At 71.5% G+C, this 26,957-nt stretch carries 21 protein-coding genes; 17 read left to right on the forward strand and 4 right to left on the reverse strand.

The annotated features are described in order from the left end of the window. The first annotated feature begins 12 nt into the window (after nt 1-12). The 8 genes from AB0J87_RS23920 to AB0J87_RS23955 all read left to right on the forward strand — a co-directional run bounded on the left by AB0J87_RS23920 (nt 13) and on the right by AB0J87_RS23955 (nt 10,913). Nucleotides 13-984 carry an ABC transporter substrate-binding protein gene (locus AB0J87_RS23920; RefSeq protein ID WP_350734560.1) on the forward strand — a complete coding sequence of 324 codons (972 nt, stop codon included), beginning with the start codon at nt 13-15 and terminating at the stop codon, nt 982-984. Nucleotides 985-1,123: 139 nt separating this feature from the next. Then, nucleotides 1,124-3,526 (forward strand): FAD-dependent oxidoreductase, encoded by a 2,403-nt coding sequence (locus tag AB0J87_RS23925; RefSeq protein WP_363968401.1) that lies wholly within the window; start codon nt 1,124-1,126, stop codon nt 3,524-3,526. 14 nt (nt 3,527-3,540) lie between these two features. After that, on the forward strand, nt 3,541-4,797 hold the full coding sequence (glyA, locus tag AB0J87_RS23930) for a serine hydroxymethyltransferase (protein ID WP_363968403.1): 1,257 nt from the start codon (nt 3,541-3,543) through the stop codon (nt 4,795-4,797). Beyond that, nucleotides 4,794-6,005, forward strand: coding sequence for a sarcosine oxidase subunit beta family protein (locus AB0J87_RS23935; RefSeq protein ID WP_355198633.1), 1,212 nt, complete (start codon nt 4,794-4,796; stop codon nt 6,003-6,005). The genes glyA and AB0J87_RS23935 overlap by 4 nt, the downstream gene beginning before the upstream one ends. Before the next feature lie 10 nt (nt 6,006-6,015). After that, nucleotides 6,016-6,264, forward strand: coding sequence for a sarcosine oxidase subunit delta (locus AB0J87_RS23940; protein WP_319708365.1), 249 nt, complete (start codon nt 6,016-6,018; stop codon nt 6,262-6,264). Continuing rightward, complete coding sequence (locus AB0J87_RS23945) at nt 6,261-9,008, forward strand: 2Fe-2S iron-sulfur cluster-binding protein (RefSeq protein WP_363968405.1); 2,748 nt, start codon at nt 6,261-6,263, stop codon at nt 9,006-9,008. Before AB0J87_RS23940 ends, AB0J87_RS23945 begins: the two co-directional genes overlap by 4 nt. After that, a complete protein-coding gene (locus tag AB0J87_RS23950; protein ID WP_363968407.1) occupies nt 9,001-9,540 on the forward strand; it encodes a sarcosine oxidase subunit gamma family protein in 540 nt (179 codons plus the stop codon). The genes AB0J87_RS23945 and AB0J87_RS23950 overlap by 8 nt, the downstream gene beginning before the upstream one ends. After that, entirely contained in the window at nt 9,537-10,913 is a 1,377-nt protein-coding gene (locus AB0J87_RS23955) for an L-serine ammonia-lyase (RefSeq protein WP_363968409.1), read from the forward strand. Before AB0J87_RS23950 ends, AB0J87_RS23955 begins: the two co-directional genes overlap by 4 nt. On the opposite strand, the gene AB0J87_RS23960 is transcribed toward AB0J87_RS23955, so the two are convergent. Next, nucleotides 10,900-11,730, reverse strand: coding sequence for a helix-turn-helix transcriptional regulator (locus AB0J87_RS23960; RefSeq protein WP_363968411.1), 831 nt, complete (start codon nt 11,728-11,730; stop codon nt 10,900-10,902). The genes AB0J87_RS23955 and AB0J87_RS23960 overlap by 14 nt on opposite strands. A gap of 149 nt (nt 11,731-11,879) precedes the next feature. On the opposite strand from AB0J87_RS23960, the gene AB0J87_RS23965 reads away from it, so the two are divergent. The 7 genes from AB0J87_RS23965 to AB0J87_RS23995 all read left to right on the forward strand — a co-directional run bounded on the left by AB0J87_RS23965 (nt 11,880) and on the right by AB0J87_RS23995 (nt 19,016). Beyond that, nucleotides 11,880-12,671 (forward strand): aminotransferase class IV family protein, encoded by a 792-nt coding sequence (locus tag AB0J87_RS23965; protein WP_363968412.1) that lies wholly within the window; start codon nt 11,880-11,882, stop codon nt 12,669-12,671. 101 nt (nt 12,672-12,772) lie between these two features. Then, on the forward strand, nt 12,773-13,672 hold the full coding sequence (locus AB0J87_RS23970; RefSeq protein WP_363968413.1) for an ABC transporter ATP-binding protein: 900 nt from the start codon (nt 12,773-12,775) through the stop codon (nt 13,670-13,672). After that, a complete protein-coding gene (locus AB0J87_RS23975) occupies nt 13,669-14,391 on the forward strand; it encodes an ABC transporter permease (protein WP_363968415.1) in 723 nt (240 codons plus the stop codon). The genes AB0J87_RS23970 and AB0J87_RS23975 overlap by 4 nt, the downstream gene beginning before the upstream one ends. An 8-nt stretch (nt 14,392-14,399) precedes the next feature. Further along, nucleotides 14,400-15,590 (forward strand): sensor histidine kinase, encoded by a 1,191-nt coding sequence (locus tag AB0J87_RS23980; protein WP_363968417.1) that lies wholly within the window; start codon nt 14,400-14,402, stop codon nt 15,588-15,590. Continuing rightward, entirely contained in the window at nt 15,587-16,180 is a 594-nt protein-coding gene (locus AB0J87_RS23985) for a response regulator transcription factor (protein ID WP_363968419.1), read from the forward strand. Before AB0J87_RS23980 ends, AB0J87_RS23985 begins: the two co-directional genes overlap by 4 nt. Before the next feature lie 320 nt (nt 16,181-16,500). Continuing rightward, nucleotides 16,501-17,283, forward strand: a complete 783-nt coding sequence (locus tag AB0J87_RS23990; RefSeq protein WP_363968421.1) for a hypothetical protein — start codon at nt 16,501-16,503, stop codon at nt 17,281-17,283. A gap of 245 nt (nt 17,284-17,528) precedes the next feature. Continuing rightward, entirely contained in the window at nt 17,529-19,016 is a 1,488-nt protein-coding gene (locus tag AB0J87_RS23995) for a UDP-N-acetylmuramoyl-L-alanyl-D-glutamate--2,6-diaminopimelate ligase (RefSeq protein WP_363968423.1), read from the forward strand. A 99-nt stretch (nt 19,017-19,115) separates the two neighbouring features. Here the strand turns inward: AB0J87_RS23995 and AB0J87_RS24000 are convergent, their stop codons facing one another. Continuing rightward, nucleotides 19,116-20,048 carry a LysR family transcriptional regulator gene (locus tag AB0J87_RS24000; protein WP_363968425.1) on the reverse strand — a complete coding sequence of 311 codons (933 nt, stop codon included), beginning with the start codon at nt 20,046-20,048 and terminating at the stop codon, nt 19,116-19,118. A gap of 89 nt (nt 20,049-20,137) precedes the next feature. After that, the gene (locus tag AB0J87_RS24005; protein WP_363968427.1) at nt 20,138-20,821 is read right to left on the reverse strand and encodes an SDR family NAD(P)-dependent oxidoreductase; all 684 of its coding nucleotides are present in this window, start codon (nt 20,819-20,821) and stop codon (nt 20,138-20,140) included. A 227-nt stretch (nt 20,822-21,048) separates the two neighbouring features. Here AB0J87_RS24005 and AB0J87_RS24010 point away from each other — a divergent pair, with 227 nt between their 5' ends. Then, nucleotides 21,049-22,062: an alcohol dehydrogenase catalytic domain-containing protein gene (locus tag AB0J87_RS24010; protein WP_363968429.1), complete on the forward strand. Its 1,014-nt coding sequence runs from the start codon at nt 21,049-21,051 to the stop codon at nt 22,060-22,062. A 277-nt stretch (nt 22,063-22,339) separates the two neighbouring features. After that, nucleotides 22,340-25,510, forward strand: a complete 3,171-nt coding sequence (locus AB0J87_RS24015) for a CARDB domain-containing protein (protein WP_363968431.1) — start codon at nt 22,340-22,342, stop codon at nt 25,508-25,510. A 41-nt stretch (nt 25,511-25,551) separates the two neighbouring features. On the opposite strand, the gene AB0J87_RS24020 is transcribed toward AB0J87_RS24015, so the two are convergent. After that, on the reverse strand, nt 25,552-26,835 hold the full coding sequence (locus tag AB0J87_RS24020) for an MFS transporter (RefSeq protein WP_363968433.1): 1,284 nt from the start codon (nt 26,833-26,835) through the stop codon (nt 25,552-25,554). Nucleotides 26,836-26,957: the final 122 nt, after the last annotated feature.

The following is a 26,957-nucleotide window of genomic DNA, read 5'->3' on the forward strand; positions in this document are numbered from 1 at the left end:
GACCAAGTGGCGATGTCGAGAAGCGGCAGGATCAGGGCGCTCGCGCTCGTGACCGGCGGCGGCCTCCTGCTCAGCGCGTGCAGCGGAGCGAAGGTCGGCGAAACCCAGCAGGCCGCCGCGGGAGGCGGCAAGACGTGTGGCACCTTCAACCTCGCGGTCAACCCATGGGTGGGCTACGAGGCCAACGCCGCGGTGATCGCGCTCGTCGCGGAGAAGAACCTCGGCTGCAAGGTGGTGAAGAAGGACCTGAAGGAGGAGGTGTCCTGGCAGGGCTTCGCCACCGGTGAGGTCGACGCGGTCGTGGAGAACTGGGCCCACGACGACCTGAAGAAGAAGTACATCGACGAGCAGAAGGTCGCCGTCTCGGCGGGGCCGACCGGCAACAAGGGCGTCATCGGCTGGTTCGTGCCGCCGTGGATGGCCAAGAAATATCCCGACATCACCGACTCGAAGAACCTCAACAAGTACGCCTCGCTGTTCAAGACCTCCGAGTCCGGGGGCAAGGGCCAGCTGCTCGACGGCGACCCGTCCTTCGTCACCAACGACGCGGCGCTGGTCAAGAACCTCGACCTGGACTACAAGGTCGTCTACGCGGGCAGCGAGACCGCGCTCATCCAGGCCTTCCGGCAGGCGGAGAAGCAGCAGACGCCGCTCATCGGCTACTTCTACGACCCGCAGTGGTTCCTGTCCGAGGTGAAGCTGGTCAAGGTCGACCTGCCCGCGTACACCAAGGGGTGTGACGCCGACGCGGCCAAGGTGGCCTGCGACTACCCGCCGTACGAGCTGGACAAGATCGTGAGCAAGAAGTTCGCGGACTCGGGCAGCCCCGCCTACACCCTGGTCAAGAACTTCACCTGGACCAACGACGACCAGAACCTCGTGGCCAAGTACATCGCCGAGGACAAGATGACGCCCGAGGAGGCGGCCGCCAAGTGGGTCGCCGCCAACCCCGACAAGGTCAAGGCCTGGCTCCCCGCGACCTGACCGCTCCTCCGCCGTGCGCCCACCGGCCGAAAGGCTGTACTGAATAAGACAGAACACCCCTTGACACCCGGAATGCGGCGAGCGACGCTTGTTGCGGAAAGCGCGTTTGGTTGCATATACCGCAACAACGGAGGTGGCTATGACGGGCCCGAGCGTGGTCATCATCGGCGCGGGCGTGGTCGGCGCGGCCTTGGCCGACGAGCTGTCCGCCCGAGGCTGGACCGACGTCACCGTCGTCGACCAGGGGGACGTGCCCGCCACCGGCGGCTCCTCCTCGCACGCCCCCGGCCTGGTCTTCCAGGTCAACGGGTCGAAGACGATGACCGAGATGGCCCGCTACACCGCGGAGAAGTTCGTCGAGCTCGACAGCTTCCTGCAGGTCGGCGGGCTCGAGGTGGCCACCAGCCCGCAGCGGCTGGTCGAACTGCACCGCAGGCACGGCTGGGCGGTCGCGTGGGGGCTCGAGGCCCACCTGCTCACGCCGCAGGAGTGCGCCGCCAAGCACTCGCTGCTGGACGAGGCCAAGGTGCTCGGCGGGCTCTACGTCCCGACGGACGGGCTGGCCAAGGCGGTCAAGGCGGTGGACGCCCAGCTGGCCAGGGCCCGGGAGCGCGGCGTGCGGGTGCTGCCCAGGCACGAGGTGCTCGACATCAGGACCCAGGACGGCAAGGTGTGCGCTGTGGTGACCGACCACGGCGACCTGCCCGCCCAGGTGGTCGTCTGCTGCGCCGGGATCTGGGGCCCGAAGGTGGCCCGCATGGCCGGCATGGAGCTGCCGCTCACCCCGCTGGCCCACCAGCTCGCCTGGACCGGGCAGGTGCCGGGGCTGGCCGGCCAGACCGAGGAGGCCACCCGGCCGATCCTCCGCCACCAGGACGCCGACCTGTACTACCGCGAGCGCTTCGACACGCTCGGCGTCGGCTACTACGGCCACCGGCCGATGCCGATCACCGCCGACGAGATCCTCGCGGTGGACGAGGCGGAGGTGATGCCGTCGGTGCTCACCTTCACTCCCGACGACTTCGCCAAGGCCTGGGAGGAGACCCAGGCGCTGCTGCCCGACACGCAGAAGGCGGAGGTCGAGTCCGGCATCAACGGGCTGTTCTCCTTCACCACCGACCACCTGCCGCTGATGGGGCAGTCCCAGGACGTCGAGGGCTTCTGGGTGGCCGAGGCGGTCTGGGTCACCCACTCCGCGGGCGTCGGCCGGGCGATGGCCGAGTGGCTGGTCGACGGCCACTGCTCCTCGTTCGACCTGCACGAGTGCGACGTCAACCGGTTCGAGCCGCACCAGCTGGCGCCCGACTACGTGCGCGATCGCGGCTGCCAGAACTACGTCGAGGTCTACGACATCATCCACCCGCTGCAGCCGATGGAGCACCCGCGCCCGCTGCGGCTGAGCCCCTTCCACCCGCGCCAGCAGGACCTGGGCGCCGTCTTCCTGGAGGCCTCGGGCTGGGAGCGCCCGCAGTGGTACGGCGCCAACGCGCCGCTGCTCGACGGGCGCGACCTCCCCACGCCCGGCCCGTGGGCCGCGCAGTACTGGTCGCCGATCGTCGGCGCCGAGGCGCAGGCCACCCGCGAGGCGGTCGCGCTGTACGACATGAGCGCGCTCAAGCGGCTGGAGGTGAGCGGTCCCGGCGCGCTGGCGTTCCTGCAGCGGATCACCACCGGCGACGTCTACAAGTCGGTCGACTCGGTGACGTACTGCCTGCTGCTCGACACCGACGGCGGCATCCGCAGCGACGTCACCGTGGCCCGGCTCGGCCCCGACCGCTTCCAGATGGGCGCCAACGGCAACCTGGACCTGGACTGGCTGGAGCGGCGCCGCCCGGCCGACGTGTTCATCCGCGACGTCACCGCCGGCACCTGCTGCCTGGGCGTGTGGGGCCCGAGGGCCCGCGACCTGGTCCAGCCGCTGACCGGCATCGACCTGACCGCGCTGAAGTACTTCCGCGGCGCCCGCGGCTTCATCGGCAACGTGCCCGTCACCATGCTGCGCCTGTCCTACGTCGGCGAGCTCGGCTGGGAGATCTACACCACCGCCGACATGGGGCTCAAGCTCTGGGACACGCTCTGGTCCGCGGGGCAGGAGCACGGCGTGCTGGCCGGCGGCCGCGGCGCCTTCACCAGCCTGCGCCTGGAGAAGGGCTACCGCTCCTTCGGCACCGACATGACCTTCGAGCACGACCCGTACGAGGCCGGCCTCGGCTTCGCCGTCAAGCTGGACAAGGGCGACTTCGTCGGCCGCCGGGCGCTGCTGGAGCGCAAGGAGTCGGTCCGCAGGAAGCTCACCTGCCTGCTGACCGACGAGGTGGTCATGGGCAAGGAGCCGGTCTACGACGGCGACCGGGCCGTCGGCTACGTCACCAGCGCCGCCTACGGCTACACCGTCGGCCGCGGCATCGCCTACGCCTGGCTGCCCGCCTCGCTCGCGAGCCCCGGCCAGGCCCTGCACATCGGCTACTTCGACCAGCGCGTCCCGGCCGTCGTGGCCGAGGAGCCGCTCTTCGACCCGGCGATGACCCGGCTGCGCGGTTAGGGAAAGGACCTCATATGATCGACACCCCGCTGGACGTGGTGGACCCCGAGGTCCACGCCCTGATCGGCGCCGAGCTCGCCAGGCAGCGCTCGACGCTGGAGATGATCGCCTCGGAGAACTTCGCGCCCGCCGCCGTGATGGCGGCCCAGGGCTCGGTGCTCACCAACAAGTACGCCGAGGGCTACCCCGGCAGGCGCTACTACGGCGGCTGCGAGCACGTGGACGTGATCGAGCAGCTCGCCATCGACCGGATCAAGGCGCTGTTCGGCGCCGAGGCGGCCAACGTGCAGCCGCACTCGGGAGCCCAGGCCAACGCCGCGGCGATGGCGGCGCTGCTGGAGCCCGGCGACACCATCCTCGGCCTCGACCTGGCCCACGGCGGCCACCTGACGCACGGGATGCGCATCAACTTCTCCGGCCGCCTGTACCACGTGGTCGCCTACCACGTGCGCGAGAGCGACCACCTGGTGGACATGGACGAGGTCGAGCGCCTGGCCCGTGAGCACCGTCCCCGGCTCATCATCGCCGGCTGGTCGGCCTATCCGCGGCAGCTGGACTTCGCGGCCTTCCGCCGGATCGCCGACGAGGTGGGCGCGTACCTGATGGTGGACATGGCGCACTTCGCCGGGCTGGTGGCCGCCGGGCTGCACCCCTCCCCCGTGCCGCACGCGCACATCACGACCACGACCACGCACAAGACGCTCGGCGGCCCGCGCGGCGGGGTGATCCTGTCCACGGAGGAGCTCGCCAAGAAGATCAACTCCTCGGTCTTCCCCGGCCAGCAGGGCGGCCCGCTGGAGCACGTGATCGCGGCCAAGGCGGTCTCCTTCAAGATCGCCGCTGGGGAGGCGTTCAGGGAGCGGCAGCGCCGCACGCTGGAGGGCGCCCGCATCCTGGCCGACCGGCTGCTGGCGCCCGACGCGGCGGCCGCGGGCGTGAAGGTGCTGACCGGCGGCACCGACGTGCACCTGGTCCTGGTCGACCTGCGCGAGTCCGAGCTGGACGGCAAGCAGGCCGAGGACCGGCTGCACGCGGCCGGGATCACGGTCAACCGCAACGCCGTGCCGTTCGACCCGCGACCGCCCATGGTCACCTCGGGCCTGCGGATCGGCACCCCGGCGCTGGCCACGCGCGGCTTCGAGGCGGCCGACTTCGCGGAGGTCTCCGACGTCATCGCCACCGCGCTGACGCCGGAGGCCGACCTGTCGTACCTGCGCGACCGGGTCGAGGTCCTGGCCGGCAAGCACCCGCTGTACGGAGAGGCGCGATGAACCTGCCCGAGCACCCCGAGTGGCTGTGGGGCGCCGCCGAGCCCAGGCGCTCCTACGACGTCGTCATCGTCGGAGCCGGCGGGCACGGCCTGGCCACCGCCTACTACCTGGCCAAGAACCACGGCATCACCGACATCGCGGTCCTGGAGCGGGGGTGGCTGGCCGGCGGGAACATGGCGCGCAACACCACGATCATCCGCTCCAACTACCTGTGGGACGAGAGCGCGGGCATCTACGAGCACGCGCTCAAGCTGTGGGAGGGCCTGGAGGAGGAGCTCGGCTACGACCTGCTGTTCAGCCAGCGCGGCGTGCTCAACCTCGCGCACAGCCTGCAGGACGTGCGCGACAGCGTGCGCCGCGTCGAGGCCAACCGGCTCAACGGCGTCGACGCCGAATGGCTGGACCCCGAGCAGGTCCGCGAGGTGTGCCCGATCGTGGACATCTCGCCCGGCGTGCGCTACCCGGTGCTCGGCGGCACTTTCCAGCCCCGCGCCGGCATCGCCAAGCACGACCACGTGGCCTGGGGGTACGCCCGCGCCGCGGCGGCCCTCGGCGTGGACTTCATCGAGCACTGCGAGGTCACCGGGCTGCAGGTGAGCGACGGCCGGGTCACCGGCGTGGAGACCACCCGGGGCCCGATCTCGGCCGGCCGGGTCGCGCTGTGCGCGGCGGGCCACACCTCGGTCGTGGCCAAGACCGCGGGGATCGACCTGCCGCTGCAGAGCCACCCGCTCCAGGCGCTGGTGTCCGAGCTGCTCGAACCCGTGCACCCGACGGTCGTCATGTCCAACGCCGTGCACGTCTACGTCAGCCAGGCCCACAAGGGCGAGCTGGTCATGGGCGCCGGCATCGACGCGGCCAACTCCTACCGGCAGCGCGGCGCCTTCCACATCATCGAGCGGCAGATGGCCGCCGCGCTGGAGCTGTTCCCGATCTTCGCCCGCGCGCACGTGCTGCGTACCTGGGGCGGCGTGGTGGACGTCTCGCCCGACGCCTCGCCGATCGTCGGCCTGACCCCGGTCCGGAACCTCTACCTCAACTGCGGCTGGGGCACCGGCGGCTTCAAGGCGACGCCCGGCGTGGGCTGGTGCTTCGCGCACACCGTGGCCAACGACGAGCCGCACCCGCTCAACGCCCCCTTCTCCCTTGACCGATTCACCACCGGGGCGCTCGTGGACGAGCACGGCGCCGCCGCGGTCGCGCACTGAGGAACGGCCGATGCTGCAGATCCCATGCCCCTGGTGCGGCCCTCGCGACGAGGCCGAGTTCCACTACGGCGGGCAGGCCCACGTCGCCTACCCCGCCGACCCGGCCGCGCTGTCGGACGAGGAGTGGGCGCGCTACCTGTTCTTCCGCGACAACCCCAAGGGCCCCTTCGCCGAGCGGTGGAGCCATGCGGCCGGCTGCCGCCGCTGGTTCAACCTGGTCCGCGACACCGCCACCAACGAGATCCTGGAGGCCCGATGAGGCTGTCCACCGGCGGGCTGATCGACCGCGGCGGCACGTTGCGCTTCCGCTTCGACGGCCGCGAGCTGACCGGCCATCCCGGCGACACCCTGGCCTCCGCGCTGCTGGCCAACGGCGTGCGCCAGGCCGCGACCAGCGTCAAGCTGGGCCGCCCGCGCGGCATCTTCGCCGCGGGCAGCGAGGAGCCCAACGCGGTCGTCCAGATCGAGCGGCCCTTCCCCGAGCCGATGCGGCCGGCCACCACGATCGAGCTGTACGACGGGCTCGTGGCGAGCAGCCTGCCCGGCCGGGGCCGCCTGGCGGCCGAGCCCGACCCGGCCCGTTACGACGCCGTGCACGCCCACTGCGACGTGCTGGTGGTCGGCGCCGGCCCGGCGGGGCTGGCCGCCGCCCGGGCCGCCGCCGTGGACGGCGCCCGGGTGATCCTGGCCGACGAGCAGCCCCGTCCGGGCGGCAGCCTGCTGGGCACCACCGAGCGGTTGCCCACCGGAGAGGGCTCGGTCGGCCACGAGTGGGCGGCGGCGGTGACGGCCGGCCTGGAGCGCCTGCCGGACGTCACGGTGCTGCGCCGCACCACGGTCTTCGGCTACTACGACGACAACTACCTCATGGCCGTCGAGCGCCGCACGGAGCACCTCGGCGCGGCCGCCCCCGCCCACGTGGCCAGGGAGCGGATCTGGCGCATCCGGGCGGGCCGGGTGGTGCTGGCCACCGGCGCGCACGAGCGGCCCATCGCCTTCGCGGGCAACGACCTGCCCGGCGTGATGCTGGCCGGGGCCGCGCGCACGTACGCCGTCAGGTACGGCGCGCTGCCCGGGCGCCGGGCCGTGGTCTTCACCACGAACGACAGCGCCTACGAGGCCGCCTTCGACCTGGCGGACGCCGGCCTGGAGGTGGCCGCGATCGTGGACGTGCGCCCCTCCCCCGGGCCGCTGCCCGAGGCCCGGCGGCGCGGCATCGAGGTGCTGGCCGGGCAGGCGGTCGAGGCCGCCAGGGGCGCGGGCGAGGTCTCCTCCGTCCTGGCCGGCGGGACCGAGATCGAGGCCGACCTGGTGCTGGTGTCCGGCGGGTGGAACCCGGTGGTGCACCTGTTCAGCCAGGCGGGCGGGACGCTGCGCTACGACGAGGACCTGGCCGCGCTGGTGCCCGGCGTCTCGCGGCAGAAGGTCCGCGTGGCGGGGGCCGCCAGGGGCGTTTTCACGCTGGAGGGCTGCCTTGCCGACGGTGCCGGGGACGGCGGGCCAGTGCCCGTGGGGCCCGGGGGGACGCCGTACTGGCTGGTGCCGGCGGACGACCTCGGCGGGCACTTCGTGGACCTGCAGCGGGATGTCACCGCGGCCGACGTGCTGCGCGCCACCGGCGCGGGGCTGCGCTCGGTCGAGCACGTCAAGCGCTACACCACCGCCGGGACCGCGCACGACCAGGGCAAGACGTCGGGGCTGCTGACCTCGGCCGTGGTGGCCCACGCGCTGGGCGTGCCGGTGGGCGAGGTCGGGATCACCTCCTACCGGGCGCCGTACACGCCGGTGAGCTTCGCGGCCCTGGCCGGGCGCGACCGCGGGGCGCTGCACGACCCCGTCAGGGTGACGGCGCTGCACGAGTGGCACGCCGAGCACGGGGCGCTGTTCGAGAACGTCGGGCAGTGGCAGCGGCCCTGGTACTACCCGCGCGCGGGCGAAACCATGGAGGCGGCCGTGCTGCGCGAGTGCCGGGCCGCGCGCGGGAGCGTGGCGGCGATGGACGCCTCCACGCTCGGCAAGATCGACGTGATCGGCCCGGACGCGGGAGAGTTCCTCGACAGGCTCTACACCAACCTGATGAGCTCGCTGGCCGTCGGCTCGATCCGGTACGGCGTGATGTGCCGGGCCGACGGCATGGTCTTCGACGACGGCACCGTCATCCGCCTGGCCGCCGACCACTTCCTGGTCACCACCACGACCGGCAACGCCGCCGCGGTGCTGGACTGGATGGAGGAGTGGCTGCAGACCGAGTGGCCGTCGTTGCGGGTGCACCTCACCTCGGTGACCGAGCAGTGGGCGACGGTCGCGCTGGTCGGGCCGCACTCGCGCGAGGTGCTCGCGGCGCTGGCGCCCGAGCTGGCGGTCTCGGCGGCCGACTTCCCGTTCATGACCTGGCGCGAGGCCGAGGTGGCCGGGATCCCCGCCCGGGTGTGCCGCATCAGCTTCTCCGGCGAGCTGGCCTACGAGATCAACGTGACCTCCTGGGACGGGCTCCGCCTGTGGACCGCGATCATGTCCGATGGCCGCGTGACCCCGTACGGCACGGAGACCATGCACGTGCTGCGGGCCGAGAAGGGCTACCCGATCGTCGGCCAGGACACCGACGGCACCGTCACGCCGCAGGATCTGGGCATGTCGTGGGTGGTGTCGAAGAAGAAGCCCGACTTCGTGGGCAAACGCTCCCACGCCAGGGCCGACAGCTCGCGTCCCGACCGCAAGCAGCTCGTCGGGCTGCTGCCGGACGACCACGGCTTCCTGCTGCCGGAGGGCGCCCACCTGGTGGCCTCCGCCGAGCTGCCCGAGCCGCCGGTGCCCATGCTGGGCCACGTCACCTCCAGCTACCGCAGCGCGGCGCTCGGCCGTACGTTCGCGCTGGCCCTGCTCAAGGGCGGGCAGTCGCGCCACGGCGAGCGGCTCTACGCGCCCGTGGGCGACGCCATGGTGCCGGTGACCGTCACGTCTCACGTCCTGTACGACCCCGAAGGAGCGCGTCGCGATGGTTGAGCGCAGGAGTCCGGCCGGGGCGTTCGCCGGCCGTTTCGAGGCTGCCTCGCGCGGCGGGGCGCTGACGCTGCGGGAGATCCCCTTCCTCACCCACGTCAACGTGCGGGTGGCCCCCGGGACCGACCTCGGCGTCCTGCTGCCGGTCGAGCCGAACACCGCGGTGACCTCCGGCGAGATCACCGCGGCCTGGCTGGGGCCGGACGAGTGGCTGGTGATCGCGCCGCCCGGATACCGGCCCGAGCTGCTGCGCAAGGAGCTCGGCGAGCGGCACGGCTCGATCGTGGACGTCTCGGCGCAGCGCACCACGCTGTTCGTCGGCGGGCCCAGGGCCCGCGACCTGCTCGCCCACGGCTGCGCGCTCGACCTGCATCCGCGCGCGTTCGGGCCGGGGCGGTGCGCGCAGACCATGCTGGCGCGGGCGCAGGTCGTGCTCGTGCCCCGGGAGGACGGGTTCCTGGTGCTGGTGCGCTCGTCCTTCGCCGCCTACCTGGCGGAGTGGCTGCTGGACGCGGCGGCGGAGTACGTGACGTGAGCATCGGGGTCTTCGACCTGTTCAAGATCGGCATCGGGCCGTCCAGTTCGCACACGGGCGGGCCGATGGCGGCCGCGCACAGGTTCGTCCGGGGGCTGCGCCAGGACGGGCTGCTGGAGTCCGTCGCCCGGGTCCAGGTGATCCTGTACGGCTCGCTCGGGCTGACCGGCAAGGGCCACGGCAGCGACAAGGCCGTGCTGCTCGGCCTGTCCGGCGAGAAGCCGGAGCTGGTCGACGTGGACTCCGTCGACGCCCGGCTGCTCGCCATGCGGGAGTCGGGCACCGTGCCGCTCGCCGGCACGCACCCGGTGCCGTTCGTGGTCGGCGAGGACCTGGTCTTCGAACGCAGGATCTCGCTGCCCGGGCACCCCAACGGGATGCGCTTCACCGCCTTCGGCGCCGACGGCGGGGTCCTGCGGGAGAAGGTGTACTTCTCGGTCGGCGGCGGCTTCGTCGTCGACGAGACGGCCGCCGGGGCGGACCGCATCAAGGCGGACGACACGGTCCTGCCGTACCCGTTCACGACCGCGGAGGAGCTGCTCAAGCACTGCGCCAACACCGGGCTGTCGATCTCCGGGCTGATGCTGGAGAACGAGAAGGCCTTCGGCCGCACCGAGGCGGAGATCCGCGCGGGCATCCTGGAGCTGTGGCGGGTGATGACCGAGTGCGTCCGACGCGGGATCGCCTCCGAGGGCGTGCTGCCCGGCGGGCTCCGTGTGCGCCGCCGCGCCCATGGGCTGCACCGGCGCCTGCTGGCGGAGGCGCCGGAGAAGGACCCGCTGCACGCGATGGACTGGGTGTCGCTGTTCGCGCTGGCGGTCAACGAGGAGAACGCCGCCGGGGGCCGCATCGTCACCGCGCCCACCAACGGCGCCGCGGGCATCATCCCGGCGGTGCTCACCTACTACACGCGGTTCGTGCCCGGCGCCGGCGACGACGGGGTGGTGCGCTTCCTGCTGACGGCGGCGGCGATCGGCGTGCTGTTCAAGGAGAACGCCTCGATCTCCGGAGCGGAGGTGGGCTGCCAGGGCGAGGTGGGTTCGGCCTGCTCGATGGCCTCGGCCGGGCTGACCGAGGTGCTGGGCGGCACGCCGGAGCAGGTGGAGAACTCCGCCGAGATCGGCATCGAGCACAATCTGGGCCTGACCTGCGACCCGATCGGCGGCCTGGTCCAGATCCCGTGCATCGAACGCAACGCGGTGGCCTCCATCAAGGCCATCGCCGCCGCCCGCATCGCCCTGCGCGGCGACGGCCGCCACTTCGTCTCGCTGGACAAGGCCATCAAGACCATGCGTGACACCGGCCGCGACATGCTCGACAAGTACAAGGAGACCTCGCGCGGCGGCCTGGCCGTCAACGTCATCGAGTGCTGACGGAACCGGCCAGCAGCCGCAGGTTCTCCGCCTGGGCGGAGCCGGGCGGGGCGTGGTAGACGGTCAGGGACTGCTCGGGGTCGTCGGGCAGCCGCAGCGACTCGAAGGAGAGCGTGAGCTCGCCCAGCAGCGGATGGCGCAGGCGCCGGGTGCCGTGGTTGCTCTCCTTCACGTCGTGCCCGGCCCACAGCCGGCGGAACGTCTCGCTCTTCACCGACAGCTCGCCCACGAGCGTCAGCAGCCGCGGATCGTCGGGGTAGCAGCCGGCGTACAGGCGCAGAGCGCCGACCACGTCGGCGGCCTTCGCCTCCCAGTCCGCGAACAGCCGCCGATGGCCGGGGTCCAGGAACACCAGCCGGGCCCAGTTGCGCTCCTGGGGCGGCAGCCGGTCCCAGTCGCCGAACAGGGCCGCCGCCATCGGGTTCCAGCCCAGGATGTCCGAACGCGGCCCGGTCACGTACGCCGGGACCCCCTCCAGGGAGGCCAGCATCTGCCCAAGCGCGGTGCGCACCTGCTGCAACGGCGGCGGCCCGTACTTCCTGCGGTCCCGGCACTTGACCAGGCGGGTGAGGTGCTCGTGCTCGGTGTCGCTCAGCCGCAGCGCGCGCGTGATCGCCCCGATCACCTCGCCCGACACGTTGTTGCCCTTGCCCTGCTCCAGCCGCGTGAGGTAGGCGACGGACACGCCGGCAAGCTGGGCCAGCTCCTCGCGGCGCAGCCCCGGCACGCGCCGGTGCCGGCTGAAGACCGGCAGCCCGACGTCCTCCGGCCGCAGCCGCGCCCGCCGGCTGCGCAGGAATTCGCCGATCTCGCTCATAACCCCCGATAGTACGCACACGACGACGAACGAGGCTGACCCTGCCAGTAGTAGGAACAGCGGTCGTACGCGGAGCAGGGCTCTGGGCGATCCGCCCGGGCTGCGGCAGGCTCGATTCCCCTGATCACCACCTAAAGGGGGATATTTCAATGTTTGTCGCTCAGCGCAACGGCCGTCCTGCGACCGCCGAGGAGTTGGCGCCGCTCGCCTTCGCGGGCTACGCGCATTTCACCGCCATGCAGGTGCGCGGAGGCCGGGTCCGCGGCCTCGACCTTCACCTGGAACGGCTGCGGCACGCCTCGGTGGAGTTGTTCGGCCGGGCGGTGCCCGACGATCGGGTGCGCTCCTACCTGCGGGCGGTGCTGCGGGCCGGCCCGGCCGACGTCTCGCTGACGGCCACGGTGCATTCACCGGCGGGCGAGTTCACCGTGGCCGAGGGGGAGCCCGAGGTGCTGGTCCGTACGGGGCCGGCCGCCTCCGGTCCGGCGGGCCCGCTGGCGCTGGCGGCGGTCGAGCACGAACGCTTCCTGCCCGCCGTCAAGCACGTCGGCGAGGTGGCCAAGACGTACGTCCTCCGCCAGGCCGCCGGCCAGGGCTTCGACGACGCCGCCTTCGTCGACCGCCGCGGCCGGCTCAGCGAGGGCTCGATCTGGAACCTGGCCTTCTGGGACGGCACCGCCGTGGTGTGGCCCGTGGCCGAGATGCTGACCGGGACCACGATGGCCGTCGTCCGCCGGCGACTCGATCGCCTCGGCGTGCCCCAGCGCGCCCAGGAGATCACCCTCGCCGACCTGCCCGCCCTGGCCGGGGCCGTGGTCATGAACTCGTGGACGCCGGGCGTGCCCGTCCACCGGATCGGCTCCGCGCCCCTGCCGGAGGCCGAGCCCTTCGTACGGTTGCTGCACCGCGCCTATCAGGCCGAACCGCCGGCCGCCCCCTGACGGCCTTCAGGACGGAAGACAGGACACCTGACATACGTCACATGCGGTCGGCTGACGCACGGCACTACAGCCGCTTCCCCTCCCCCGCTCATGCTGAACGCATGGGAATCGCGCTCGAACTCAAGGCTGTGAGCAGGCGTTACGGCACCACCGTCGCGCTCGACGGTGTGGATCTGGACGTGGAACAAGGGCAGACGGTCGCGGTGCTGGGACCCAACGGGGCGGGCAAAACGACCATGCTGTCCATCGCGCTGGGTCTCCTCTCCCCTGACGAGGGGTCGGCCAGAGTGTTCGGCCGCCCGCCCACCGAGGCGCTCCAGCGAGGCGACGTCGGGGCGTTGCTACAGGATGCCGGGCTGCTGGACGACGTGCGGGTGGCGGAGCTGGTGGCCGCGGTGGCCGGGATGTACCCGCACCCGATGCCGGTCGAGCGGGTGATGCACGCTGCGGGCGTACAGGAGCTCGCCGGCCGGCGGGTCGGACGGCTGTCCGGTGGACAGCGGCAACGGGTACGGTTCGCTCTGGCGCTGGCCGGGGATCCGAAGTTGCTCGTCCTCGACGAACCCACCGTGGGCCTGGACGTGGAGAGCCGCCGCGCTCTCTGGCAGGAGGTACGCGCCCGGACAGCGGAGGGCCGCACGGTGGTGTTCGCCACCCATTACCTCACCGAGGCCAACGACTACGCCGACCGGATCGTGCTGCTGGCAGACGGCAAGATCGTGGCGGACGGGCCGGTCGAAGCCATCAAATCCCTGGTCGGCGGTACGGAGATCCGCTTCAGTACCGCCGGCGCCGAGGTGAGTCGGTTCGAAGGGCTGCCCGGCGTTCGCCAGGTGCGCGTCGAGGGACGCACGGTCGCCCTGCGTACAGGCGACTCCGACGCCACCTTGCGCGCCCTGCTCGCGACGTCCGACGAGTTCGACGACGTCAGGGACGTACGCACGGCGAGCACTGATCTGGAGAGCGCCTTCGTGAGCCTGACGGGAGGGCAGGAGCGATGAGGTCGTACCTGAGCCTGGAACTGCGGCGCGGTTTCCGGAACCCCGCCGGGCTGGTGCTGCTGACCGGCTTCCCGGTGGCTCTCTACCTGCTGTGGACCAAGGTGCTGAACGTGGTGCCGCAGGAGCAGCAGGGTGACTTCGCCGCCGCCACCATGGTGTCGATGGCCACGTACGGTTCGATGGGCGGCGCGCTGTTCATCGGCGGGGCCATCGCGCTGGAGCGAGGCAAGGGCTGGGCGCGGCAGCTCGCGGTCACGCCGCTGCCGGCGCACGGCTATGTGGTGGCCAAGCTGGTCAGCGGGGCGACCGGAGTGCTGCCGAGCATCGTCGTCGTGCTGGCCGCGGGCGCGCTGTTCGCCGGGGTACGGCTGCCGTTGTGGACCTGGCCGGCCCTGGTGGTGTTGATCTGGCTGGGTGTCATGCCCTTCGCCGCCCTGGGCATCGCCTTCGGCTACACGCTCAAGGGACAGGCCGCGAACCTGGCCATGATGGCGGTCTACTTCGGCCTGTCCGTCCTGGGCGGGCTGTGGCTGCCCATACAGCTGATGCCTGAGGGCATGCGGGTGCTGGCCGAATACAGCCCGGCCTATCAGGCGGGTTCGCTCGGCTGGCGGGCGCTGGAGGGCGAGTGGCCCACCGGGACAGCGGTCGGCGTGCTGGCCGCCTGGACCCTGCTGTTCGCCGCGCTGGCCGTCTGGCGTTACCGTCGGGCTCTGTGATGGTGGGCATGGCGCCGAGGGAATTCGACCGGGGCCGCCGGGCGGTCCGGGCCGGGGCCCTGGCGTGGCTGCTGGTGCTGGGCTGGCCGCTCTGGTCGCTGCTGGAGTCGGAGCCGAGGGCCGGGCGGGTGGTGTGGGCGTTCGGGGCGGTGGCGGTGTTCGCGGCCTGCTGGGTGACCGTCATGTGGCGGATGTTCAGCGGCAGGAGGTCGCTGCTGCCTGCCGTGGCCGGGCTGATCGTCGCGACGCTGGCCCTGCTACCGGTGCTCGGACCGCCCTGGGCGTACGTCTCGTTCGTGTTCGTCGTCAGCGCGCTGGCCACCTCGCTGGAGGGAGTCGCGTTCGCCGTCGCGACGGCGGTGACCGCGGGCGTGGAGGTGGTCGCGCTGATGGTGCAGGGGGTTTCGTTCGGAGGGATCTGGTGGGTGCCGGTCGCCGTCGCGGCGCAGGCGGCCGCGGTGGACAGCATCAAGCGGATGGGGGTGCTGCTCGCACGACTGGATGCGGCCCACGCCCAGGTGGCGCAACTGGCGGTGGAGAACGAGCGGCTGCGCTTCGCCAGGGACCTGCACGACATCCTGGGGCACACGCTGACCTCGATCATCATCAGGAGCCAGCTCGCCGCCCGGCTGACCCGTACCGATCCTGATCGAGCGGCACGCGAGATGACCGACATGGAACAGGTCGCCCGCCAGGCACTGGACGAGGTGCGGCTCGCGGTCGCCGGCTATCGCGCGCCGGCGCTGTCGGAGGAACTGGACAAGGCGGCGCGCGAGCTGCGGCTGGCCGGGATCGAGCTCAAGGTCTCCCCCGCCGACGGGCCCATTCCCGCCGCTACCGAAACCCTGCTCGCGTGGGCCGTACGGGAGGCCGCGACCAACGTGCTGCGCCACAGCCGGGCCCGGCATTGCTGGATCGGCCTGCGGGTGGACGCGGGAACGGCCAGCGTCGAGGTCTACGACGACGGACCACCGGTCGGCGGCGTCCGCGCAGGCATCGCAACCGGCGAGCAGGCGATCGACACAGTGGTCACCGGCCCGGGCGCGGACCGGGCGGAGCCCTGCGGGCGGCGCGCGGGCAGCGGGCTCACCGGGCTGGCCGAGCGGGTCGCGGAGGCCGGCGGACTGTTGGAGGTCGGCAGGCCGGCGAGCGGCGGCTACCGTCTCTACGCCCGAGTCCCGCTGGCTGACGCCTCATGATCCGGGTGCTGATCGCGGATGACCAGGATCTGGTCCGGGGAGGCCTGGCCGCGCTGCTCGCGCTGGAGGACGATATCGAGGTGGTCGCCGAGGTCGGGCGCGGCGACGAGGTCGTCGCCGCGGTGGACGAGCACGACCCTGACGTCATCCTGCTCGACATCGAGATGCCGGGCATGTCGGGTCTGGAGGTCGCCGCACGCCTGCGGGACCGAAAGGTGATCATCGTGACCACCTTCGGCAGGCCCGGCTACCTGAACAGGGCACTGGACGCCGGCGTGGCCGGATTCGTGGTCAAGGACGCTCCGGTCACGGAGCTGACGGCGGCAGTGCGGCGGGTGCTGGCAGGTGAACGCGTGATCGACCCCAAACTGGCCGTCACGGCCCTGACCGTCGGCCCGAGCCCGCTGACCCAGCGGGAGGCCGAAGTCCTGCGCGCCGCCTCCGACGGCTCCACCGTGGCCGACATCGCCCGCCGGCTGTTCCTCACCGACGGCACCGTGCGCAACTACCTGTCCTCGGCCATCGGCAAGACCGGAGCCCGCAACCGCGCCGAGGCCGTCCACGTGGCCGAGTCTCGCGGGTGGCTGTGACCGGCGAGTTCGCCGGTGTCCAGGAGGCGCATGTCGCTACCGGTATGCGCCTGCCACGGCGTCCGACCCGCAGGGAAGACCGACCCAGCCGGTGGCTGCCTTCCGCATGAAGAGAGGAGCCGCCTGACGGGCCGCAAGTGAACCGATGGTCCGCGAGCCACGTCTCAAGCGTTGTGAAGCCCGTCCATTGGGTCGGCATCGCTGTTGCCGCTGCCGTGATGTGCGCGGTGATCGCCTCGGTCCCAGGCGTGGTGGGCGGGGCACCACCGGTGCCGAGTTCCTGCCCTGAGCGATGGGGTGGAAGCGATGCCGGTGGCTGGGTGCCGGCTGCCGCCGATGTTGAAGGTGCCGCCGAATCGTTGGTGCCCGGGAAGCCAGTCACTGCGCTGATCTGCGCGTATCCGGGAATCAACGCGCGCGTGGGCGGTGAACGGCTGGCCGGGTCACGGACGTTGACCGATCAGGCCACGTCGATGGCCCACGACCTGGCCTTCCTTCCGGTGGGTACCGACGACGTTGAGCGCTTTTGCACGATGGTCGGCGGGGCGATGACGAACTACCTCATCCGGTTCGGCTATTCCGACGGCCAGGCCCTGTGGGTGGGCAGCGCCGAGGAGGTCAACTCCTGCGTGACGACCACCAACGGCACGGCCGCCAGCCGTTCATACGTCGGGCGGAGTATCACCCGCGCCTATCGTGCGGGAGTCTGGCGCCTCGAGCAGCCGAACGATCCCTGCCAGACGTCGGTCGGGCGGCGAGGACAAGGCGAACAGATGGTGCCCGATGGGCCTATCAAGGTCGTTGTATGCAGGGTTGATCGGAACGAGCGACTGCCTGCCCGGGTGGAGCACGGCAGGGAGCAGGCCCGCGACCTGGCCGGGAAGCTCAACGCGGTGAACACCGAGCCGGGCGGGAACACCTGCCATGAGATCGACACCGGTGACAGGAGCCGGTTTCGCCTCATCTTCAGCTATGAGGACGGACCGCCGGCATGGGTGCAGATCATGTCGAATTGCCGACCGTCAATGAGCAACGGGCTGCTCCAGGGCGACGCCGGTGACGTCGTGCGCAATCGGGTGGTTCGGCTCGCCCCAACGCCCTGACTGTCGAAAACGTTACGACCTTGGCGGGACGTCCACGATGGGTTGGCGCGTCCCGTGGCTCCGATCTGGCAAGGAGGGAGTGGGGCCGACCGCGACCTCAATCACACGCGAGTGGCGCGACAGCCGGCCGGCCCATGAGTGACCGATGAAGCCCTGCCTCGGCCGGCGACGTCGCTTCTACGGCGTATCTCCCGCGATTCCCCCTGCCGTCACGGCAAGCTCGCCTCAACAGGAGAGGCGGCAACATGAATCTGCGTGACCTACTGGCGGGATGCGACTACCTGATCCTTCACGGCGACCCGGACCGGGCCGACGTCCACGCCGGCATCGCCTGCCATTCGCAACGCCTCGCCATGGGCAGCCTCTACATCGCCATGCCCGGCAACCGTACGGACGGGCACCGCTTCATCGCCGACGCCGTGGCACGCGGAGCTGTCGCGCTCCTGGTCGAGCGCCCGCCGGCCGCGCCCATGCCGTCGCACGTGTGCGTGGTGCAGGTGGCGGACACCCGCGTGACTGCGCCGCTGGTGGCCGCCCGCTACTTCGGCAACCCGTCGGCGGAGCTGCGGGTGGTGGCAGTCACCGGCACCAACGGCAAGACGTCGGTGTCCTACATGCTGGAGACCGCGTTGCGGACGGGCACCCGAGCGGCAGTCGGCGTGATCGGCACTGACGGATGCCGCGTCGGCGACGAACCGATCGGGATCGAAACGACCACGCCCACCACTCCAGAGGCGGCGGAGCTCCAACACATCCTGCGCGCAATGCGTGATCGAGGAGCGGACACGGTTGTCATGGAAGCGTCCTCGATGGCGCTGAAGCTGCGCCGGGTCGACCACACCGACATCGACGTCGGCATATTCACCAATCTGACCCCCGAGCACCTGGATGATCACGGCACCATGGAGGCGTACAAGCAGGCCAAGCTGGTGCTGTTCGGCGGCATGTGCCGACGAGCGGTGGCCAACGCCGACGACCCGGTCAGCGCCGACATCATCGCGCTGATGCCGGGCGCGGTCACAACGTACGGTCTGGACACCGCCGCCGAGTTCCGCGCGACCGACCTGCGCGTCGACGCGACCGGCACCTCATTCATCCTGCACCACGCCGGTCACCGGCAACCGGCTCGTGTGCCCGTCCCGGGCCGGTTCGCCGTCTCCAACACGCTGGCCACGCTCGCCGGCGGCCACCTGCTGGGCCACGACCTGGACACCCTCATCGACACGCTGCGGGAACTGCCCGCGATCCCGGGCCGGTTCCAGACCTACCAGACCCCGGCCGGGGTGTCGGTGGTGGTGGACTATGCCCACTCCTCCGACTCGCTGCAGCAGGCCCTCACCACGATCCGGGAATTCGCCGACCGCCGGGTGGTCACGGTCTTCGGCTGCGGCGGCGATCGTGACCCCGGCAAACGCGCCCCCATGGGCAAGATCGCCGGCACCCACTCCGATGTCGTGGTGGTCACCAGCGACAACCCCCGCACCGAGGACCCGGACGTGATCATCGACGCGATCATGAACGGCCTGAAGACCACACCCGCCGTCGCAGAACGGATCACCGACCGGCGCCACGCCATCACGCGGGCGCTGGAGACGGCTGAGCCAGGCGACATCGTGCTCATCGCCGGGAAAGGCGCTGAGCCGTACCAGATCATCGGCGAGCGCCAGGTGCCGTTCGACGACATGAGCACCGTCCGCGAGATCGCCGCCTCGCTCGCGCAGGAACGGGACTGAGGGCCGAGCCTCGGCAACCGACGCCCGTTAGGTGGGAGCGGGCGACTTGGTCCAGGCGACATCGACGTGCGTCGTACAACGATTCGCGCCTGTGGTCCGCTATTCGGAGAGCGGCGTGCTCGGGTGATCCGGAGCGGCGTCATCCACGATGGCCCGGATGTCCAGGACGTCCAGGAACGCGGCGGCGGCCGGTGACGGGCGTCCCCTGCTCCAGATCAGGTGCTCCACCCGGGTGGGCGGATCGCGGAGCTCGACGACGTGCACGCCGGGGAGTTCGGGCGCGAAGGCGGCGGGCATCATGGCGACGCCCAGGCCAAGCCGGACCAGCCGGGCCATGAGGTCGGCGTTCGTGATCTCGAAGGCGACCTCGCGGCTGACGCCGGCGGCGGCGAACGCCTCGTCCGACTGGGCGCGCGCGGCCGTGCCGGCGGGGAAGTCGACGAACACCTCCTCCGACAGCCGGCGCAGATCCACGCCGGCAGCCTCGGCCGGCGGGTCGGCCAATGGGTGGCCGGGCGCCACCACCGCGACCAGTTCGCCCCGCGCCAGGGCGAGCCCCCGGACGCCTTTCGGCCGCACGCTCGGCGGCAGCCCGAGGAAGGCGATGTCCAGGGCGCCCTGACGGACCTGCTCGGCCAGCTCGTCGCTCGCCCCCACGCGCAGCGTGATCCGTACCTGCGGATGGCGCACGTGAAAGGTCTTCAGCGCGCTCGGCAGGTCGACCGCCGTGACGGTGGGGATGGCGCCGATGGCGAGCCGGCCGCGGAGCTCCCCGGAGGCCGCCGCCACCTCGGCCCGCGCCCGTTCGGCGGCGTCGAGGGCCTGCCGGGCGGCGGGCAGGAACGCCTCGCCGGCGGGGGTCAGCGTGACCCGGCGGCTGGTGCGGTCGAAGAGCCGGGCGCCCAGCTCCCGTTCCAGCCGGGCGATCTGGTGGCTCAGCGCGGACTGGACGACCCGGCAGCGCTCGGCGGCACGGGTGAAGTTCGCCGTCTCCGCCACCGCGACCACATAGCGCATCTGTTGCAGCTCCACGGATCAATCGTGGATCACGATCGCCTGGCGTGACAAATATGCGTCGGACTCATTGATCGTCCAGGTCTCGCAGGAGACCGGCCTGGGCGTCAGTAGGTGGCGCGGCCGCCGCTGATGTCGTAGACGGCGCCGGTGGAGAAGCTGACCTTGTCAGAGGCCAGCCAGGCGATCAGTTCGGCGACCTCCTCGGGCCGGCCGACGCGGCCCATCGGGATGAGGCTGGTGATGTGGGCCAGGGCCTCGGGGCCGGTGGTGGCGTTCATCGGGGTGGCGATGACGGCCGGCGCGATGACGTTGGCCAGCACGCCGCTGGTGGCCAGCTCCTTGCCGAGCGACTTGGTCAGCGCGATGACGGCGGCCTTGGAGGCGGAGTACGGCGCCATGTTCGGGTTGCCGTCCTTGCCGGACATGCTGGCGATGTTGATGATGCGTCCCCACCCGCGCTCGCGCATGCCCGGGACGAAGGCGCGGCAGGCGTTGAAGGTGCCGTGCACGTTCACCTCGAAAGTGCGCCGCCAGCCGTCCAGCGGGATCTCCCACAGGGGCGCGTTGGGGCCGACGATCCCGGCGGAGTTGACCAGGATGTCGACCGGCCCCACCTCGTCGGCCGCGGCCTGCACGGCGGCGGCGTCGGTGACGTCGAGGGCGAGGTCGGCGCCGTCGGCGATGTCGGCGGTGATGATCGAGACGCCTTCCTTCTCCAGCCGGAGGGCGGCGGCCTTGCCCAGGCCGCTGACGCCTCCGGTGATGAGGGCGGTGCGGGAGGAGGTCATGAGGTCCTTTCATTCCAATAGTTGGAACGAAGATTTATTTTATGGAAGTTGCTTGCGAGATTAGCCGATACTCACTTCCCGCAGGAAGCTCTCATTGAGCAGAACTTCCACTTTTCGGAACAGTGGTCTAGCGTTCGGAACATGTTGGTATCTGCGCCCCGCCCCGGGAACCCCGTCCACCACGCCGACGTCAGCGACCGGCGCCCGCAGGTCGTGGAGGCCCGGTAGTGCGCGCGCTGGTGCTGACCGGCCCGGGCAAGGCCGAGGTCCAGGAGGTCGAGCCGCCGGTCGCCGCGCCCGGGCAGGTGGTCGTGGACGTCGAGCGGGCCGGGGTGTGCGGCACCGACATGGAGCTGTTCACCGGCGAGATGAGCTACCTGCACACCGGGCGGTCGTGGTACCCGCTACGCCCCGGCCACGAGTGGTGCGGTCGCGTGACCGACGTGGGCGAAGGCGTGGACGCCGGCTGGCTGGGCCGCCGCGTCACCGGTGACACCATGCTCGGCTGCGGGCACTGCGAGCGCTGCCGCGCCGGCCGCCACCACGTCTGCGCCGAGCTGTCGGAGATCGGCATCAGCCTCGGCCGCTCCGGAGCGCTGGCCGAGCGGCTCGCCGTACCGGCGACGGCGCTGCACGCGCTGCCGGACAGCATGGACCTCACGCTGGGCGCGCTGGTCGAGCCCGGTGGCAACGCGTTGCGCGCCGTCCACGGCGCGGGCCTGCGGCCCGGCGAGCGGCTGCTGATCCTGGGCACGGGCACGATCGGCCTGCTGGCGGCGCTGTTCGCGCGTTCCCAGGGGATCGAGGTCCACCTGCTGGGCCGCGACCTCGACGGGCTGCGCCTGGCACAGTCCCTGGGCTTCACGGGCGCGTGGACCCGGCCGTCGCTGCCGGAGCTGCGGTGGGACGCCGTCATCGACGCCTCCAACGCGCCCGAGCTGCCCGCACTCGCGGTCGACCTCGTCGAACCGGCCGGGCGCGTGGTCTACATCGGCCTGGCCGGCACCCCGAGCACCCTCGACACCCGCGCGCTGCTCCTCAAGGACGTCACCGCCGTCGGCATCCTGGGCGGCTCGGCCGGGCTGGCGGGGACCATCGCCGCCTACGCCGACGGCTCGGTCGACGCCCGCCCGCTCGTGGCCGCCACGGTCGGCCTGGCCGAGACCGCCGACATCCTGGCCGGCCACCGCCCGGCCGACGCCGGACCGGGCCCGAAGATCCACATCGATCCCCGACGATGAGCCCGGCGATGCCGCACCTGTCGGTCGCTGATCTCAGGACAGCCCGGCGGCTCCACGATCGAGAAGCGCCTCTTTACGCAACTCCTCCTCGACCAACCAATCCAACGGGGCGGCCGTGCCGGGCGCCGGCACCGCCGTCGGGCACGGATCCGGCACGCATCGAGATCCCGCAGATGTAGGGCGCGGCGGCCCGACATGAGTAGGGGTTACTCATGCGCGGCCGGGACCAGAAGCCGGACGATCCTCCGCAAGGCGAACTCTCCTGGAGGAAACGACCGTGAGCTTCAAACATGGAGCGAGAACGTGGCGCCGGCGGCTCGCTTTCGGAGCGATCGGCGCGCTGCTCGCCGCGTCGATCCCGGCCCTGACCACGCCCGCCGCGGCGGCGCCGGCCCCGAACGTCTCGCTGACCTTCTCCATCGACTATCTCTTCCAGATCGAGAACCCGGACGGCGGAGGCCTGAAAGACGGGGACTACTACCCGAAAGTGCAGATCGCCGACGGGCCCATCGAGGTGGGCCCGCGGATCGAGGACGACGAGTTCTCGCCCAAGGGCCTGCCCGAGGCGCCCGACGGCTGGGTCTTCACCAAGTCGGACCTGCCCGGTGACAAGCCGACCGTGGACATCACCGTCAGCTTGTGGGACTGGGACAGCGCCCTCAACACCAATGACGACAGGATGGACATCAGCCCTCAGCCCCAGGACATCGAGCTGAACCTCGTCTACGACTTCCGCTCCAGGTCCCTGTCGGGGGACGGCATCGTCTTCGGCACGCCGTGCATCGATTCCACCGGCGACTTCAAGGGCCAGAGCTGCGTCGAGGGCAACGGCGACCACGGCTTCCCCAAGGACAACGACGGCAGGAGGACCAGGCTCGGCATCACGGTCAGCACCGATCTTCCCGACACCGACCAGGACGGCATCCCGGACATCGTCGAACTCTCGGGGATCCGCGACCGCAACGGCACGGTTCTCGCCGACCTGCCGGCGCTGGGCGCCGACCCGTGCCGTAAGACGATCATCCTGCAGGTCGACTACATGGCCGACGGCAGGCACTCCCACCAGCCCAAGGGCGACGCGATCACCCTGGTCAGGAACGCCTTCAAGAACGCTCCGGTCCGAGCGGCGAATCCGTGCCCGTACGGCGCACGCCCCGACGGCGTCGACTTCGTCTACATCCCGGGCGCGCGACTCAACGAACAACCGGCCATCGGACTGGTCAACGACACCGAGTTCGTCTCCGCTCGCAACGACCACCTCCCCCATGAGCTGTCCCTGTACGCGCACTATGCGATCTTCGGGCACGACCTCATCGTCAGCCGCGAGGACGGGGACAAGACCCTTCCGGGGACCTCAGGCGAGTGCTGCGAGTTCCAAAGGGACAACAACAAGGACTTTCTCGTCACCCTCGGCTCGTGGCGGACCACATGCGTGGCGGACTTCGGCGTCGACTACGGCGGCGACGGCGTCCTGCAGACGAAGCCGGCGGGCGACGACAAGATGGTCGGCACAGCGATCCGGGTGGGCGGCGACGGCACCTGCGACACCACCAGCGCGCATCGCACCGACGTGCAGGTGCTCGACACCGGAACGGGCAAGGCCGACGCCGAGGTCGGCACCGTTCAGGACCAGGCCGGCACCCTCATGCACGAACTCGGGCACGCGCTCGGCCTGGCCCACGGCGGTGCCCTGCCCCAGGGCGACGACACCGACGACAACTTCAAGCCCAACTACCCCAGCGTCATGAACTACTTCTTCCAGTCGGGCATCCCCAACAGCCCGCCGCCCCTGCTCGTCAACGACATCGGGATCTGGAAGACCGGGGCGACCCGCATCGGGTATTCGACCGGGAAGCTTCCCGACCTGGTCGAGAGCTCGCTCCTGGAGAGCAACGGGATAGGCGACGGCACCGACTACACGTTCTGGATGACCGACAACCTCGCCCACCCCGACAGCTCGGTCAGGCCCTGGCGAGCGGGGATCGGCAACGGGCCGCTCAACTGGAACGACAACACCACCACGGGCACCGGCGTCCCGATCATCGACTCGACCCGGGTGAGCGTGGACATCAACGGCAGCGGTGACAGGACCACCCTCACCGATCACAACGACTGGGCGGCCGTCAGGTTCCGGGCCGGCAACTCGCCCGACAGCAAGGGGCGAGCCTGCAGCAGCTACCCGGTGAGTGCGCCGACCTGCAAGGGGACCGGCGGAAGCCCGGAGAGCGAGCTCGACTTCGCCACCGTGCTGCGGCAGGAGGTCTCCTTCTTCAACCAGTACGACCCCGACATCGCCACGACCAAGAGCGTCGACAAGCGCGACGCCGAACCCGGTGACACCCTCACGTACCAGGTGAAACTCGACAACGTCGGCACCGGCGCGGCGACGGCGATCGGGCTGACCGACACCCCGCCCGGCGGCGCGGCCCAGACACGCCAGGTGCCCTACCTCGGCCCGGGAGCGTCCAGGACCGAGACGTTCACCTACGCGATCCCCTGCGACACCGCCAACGGGACCGTCCTGACCAACACGGCCACGGCGACCGCCAAGGACACCGGCGGCGGAGCCGAGGCGAACACGGCGAACAACACCGCCAAGGCCGAGACCACCGCGCACGCCCCGAAGCTGACCCTGGCCAAGACCGCGCCACGGACGGTCAACGCGGGCGAGGCCATGACGATCGACCTGAAGGTCACCAATGCGGGCAGCGGCACCGCCACCGATGTGACCCTCACCGACACCCTCCCGGCCGAGGTCGCCTACAGCCGGGCCCTCGACCAGGGCACCGGGCCCAAGCCCTCGTCGGTGACCGCCAACCCGGACGGCACGACCACGCTCACCTGGTCGCTCGGCTCGATCGACGGCGGTGCGACCTCCGGTGTGCGGTTCACGGCCCGGCCCAGCCTGCTGTTCGCCGCCGGGGATGAGCTGCCCGACGCCGCCTCGGTCTCGTACCGGAACGGGAACGGGTGCGTCTACGAACCGGTGACCGCGACGGCCTCGACCACCGTCACCGAGGTGCCGCCCACCCGTAACCCGTGGCCGCAGCTGTCCTGGCAGCTGCACTCCGACCGGCAGAGCGCCGAGCTGCTGGCCCGGATCCAGGCGACCGACTCCCGCTTCGACGGGGCCGACGGCTCGGCCCCGGACGGCGCGCTCACCCGGGCCGAGGTGAACGCGGTCTTCGGCCTCTCGATCAGGCAGCCGGACCTCCTGCGGGCCCAGCTGCTGACGACCTACCTCAACCTCGCCGACCGGCGGATCAACGCGGCGACGAAGATCTCCTCGCTGGTCGCCGCCGCGCTGGAGCTGAAGTCGGTGGCCCAGGCCGCCCGCCACGCGCAGGCCACGCTCCTGCTGCCGGACGACCTCGCGCACCTGCTCACGTACACCAAGGCGACGACCGTACTGACCGAGATCAACCTCAACCTGAGCGAACGCTACTGAGCCGGACGGCCCGCCGCGGCGACCCCGCGGCGGGCCGGGTCTCAGTCCTGGCCGCGCCACCAGGTGACGAGCAGGCCGCCGGCCAGGACCACGGCCGCCACGACGCGGTAGCCAGCACTCATCCCGTACGTGGCCATCACCGTGCCCATGACGGCGACCCCGACCGCGCTGCCGAGCTCGCGGGTGGCGCTGTTGAGCCCGGAGCCGAGCCCGGCCCGCTCGCGCGGCAGCGCCGCCATGATCTCGTGCGAGAGCACCGGCAGGCACACCCCCATGGCCGCCCCCATGACGACCAGGCCGACCGCGTACACCGGGTACGGCATGGCCGCGTCCGCGAAGGACAGCAGCACCAGCCCCGCCACGATCCCCGCCAGCCCGGCCGGTACGGCGGGCCGAGCGGGCAGGCGGCCCGACAGCCGCGACAGGACGATCATGGGGATGACGAGCGGCACGATGGCCACGCCGGTGACCAGCGGCGAGAAGCCCTTGACCTCCTGCAGGAAGCGGGCGTTGACGAAGAACATCGCGAACAGCCCGAAGAACGTCACCGCCACGCCCAACGTCCCCGCCCGCAGCCGCGGCAGCGCGAACAGCCGGGGGTCGAGCAGCGGCCGCGGCGCGCGGAGCTGGTGCCCGACGAAGACGCAGAACAGCACGGCCGCCACGCCGAACGCCGACAGCACGAGCCCGCTCCCCCACCCGGCCTCGGGCCCCTCGATGACCCCCGCCAGCAGCGCCACGGACGCGGCCGTGAGCAGCACCGTCCCCGGCAGATCCAGCGGGGTCGACGCCTCGCGGGGCGCGCGCGGCACCAGCACGGCGACCAGCACCGCCAGCACCCCGGCCAGCAGTACCGGCACGCCGAACAGGGCCCGCCACGGCAGGTACTCCATGACCGCGCCGCCGCCCACGTTGCCGACCACCCCGGCCGCGCCGGTGGCGGCGGTCCACGCGGCCACGGCGTGCCCGCGTTCGGCGGCCGGGTAGACGCCGACCGTCAGGGCCAGGGAGGCGGGCATCACCAGGGCCGCGCCCGCGCCGCTGAGCGCCCTGGCGGCGATCAGCGTGCCGACGTCCGGTGCGAGCGCCGCCAGCAGGCAGCCCGCCGCGAACACGCCCAGGCCCGCCAGCAGCACCCCCTTTCGGCCGAACCGGTCGCCGGCCGCTCCGGCGGGGATGAGCAGGCAGGCGAAGACGATGACGTACGCGTCCACGATCCAGAGGATCTGGGACGGTGACGGGCGCAGCTCGCTCGCGGCGAGCGTGGGGATGGCGAGGTTGACGGCGGCGACCAGGGCGACCGCGAGGACCACGGAGGAGGCCATCAGGCCCATGATCCGCGTCCGGGCGGGATGACCGGTTTCTAACGTCGGTGCGGGCATGCGAAACCCCCGGGTTGTGGAGATGGGTGATGAGTCGAGCGGAGGCCTCCCGCGGAATTCACCGT

Source organism: Nonomuraea sp. NPDC049625 (assembly GCF_040675285.1).
GTDB lineage: Bacteria > Actinomycetota > Actinomycetes > Streptosporangiales > Streptosporangiaceae > Nonomuraea > Nonomuraea angiospora_A.

Bases quoted from the DNA above. Each gene is read 5' to 3' on its own strand.
- AB0J87_RS23920 (WP_350734560.1), top strand. From the start codon at position 13: ATGTCGAGAAGCGGCAGGATCAGGGCGCTCGCGCTCGTGACCGGCGGC.
- AB0J87_RS23925 (WP_363968401.1), top strand. From the start codon at position 1,124: ATGACGGGCCCGAGCGTGGTCATCATCGGCGCGGGCGTGGTCGGCGCG.
- glyA (WP_363968403.1), top strand. From the start codon at position 3,541: ATGATCGACACCCCGCTGGACGTGGTGGACCCCGAGGTCCACGCCCTG.
- AB0J87_RS23935 (WP_355198633.1), top strand. From the start codon at position 4,794: ATGAACCTGCCCGAGCACCCCGAGTGGCTGTGGGGCGCCGCCGAGCCC.
- AB0J87_RS23940 (WP_319708365.1), top strand. From the start codon at position 6,016: ATGCTGCAGATCCCATGCCCCTGGTGCGGCCCTCGCGACGAGGCCGAG.
- AB0J87_RS23945 (WP_363968405.1), top strand. From the start codon at position 6,261: ATGAGGCTGTCCACCGGCGGGCTGATCGACCGCGGCGGCACGTTGCGC.
- AB0J87_RS23950 (WP_363968407.1), top strand. From the start codon at position 9,001: ATGGTTGAGCGCAGGAGTCCGGCCGGGGCGTTCGCCGGCCGTTTCGAG.
- AB0J87_RS23960 (WP_363968411.1), bottom strand. From the start codon at position 11,730: ATGAGCGAGATCGGCGAATTCCTGCGCAGCCGGCGGGCGCGGCTGCGG.
- AB0J87_RS23965 (WP_363968412.1), top strand. From the start codon at position 11,880: ATGTTTGTCGCTCAGCGCAACGGCCGTCCTGCGACCGCCGAGGAGTTG.
- AB0J87_RS23970 (WP_363968413.1), top strand. From the start codon at position 12,773: ATGGGAATCGCGCTCGAACTCAAGGCTGTGAGCAGGCGTTACGGCACC.
- AB0J87_RS23975 (WP_363968415.1), top strand. From the start codon at position 13,669: ATGAGGTCGTACCTGAGCCTGGAACTGCGGCGCGGTTTCCGGAACCCC.
- AB0J87_RS23980 (WP_363968417.1), top strand. From the start codon at position 14,400: ATGGCGCCGAGGGAATTCGACCGGGGCCGCCGGGCGGTCCGGGCCGGG.
- AB0J87_RS23985 (WP_363968419.1), top strand. From the start codon at position 15,587: ATGATCCGGGTGCTGATCGCGGATGACCAGGATCTGGTCCGGGGAGGC.
- AB0J87_RS23995 (WP_363968423.1), top strand. From the start codon at position 17,529: ATGAATCTGCGTGACCTACTGGCGGGATGCGACTACCTGATCCTTCAC.
- AB0J87_RS24005 (WP_363968427.1), bottom strand. From the start codon at position 20,821: ATGACCTCCTCCCGCACCGCCCTCATCACCGGAGGCGTCAGCGGCCTG.
- AB0J87_RS24020 (WP_363968433.1), bottom strand. From the start codon at position 26,835: ATGGCCTCCTCCGTGGTCCTCGCGGTCGCCCTGGTCGCCGCCGTCAAC.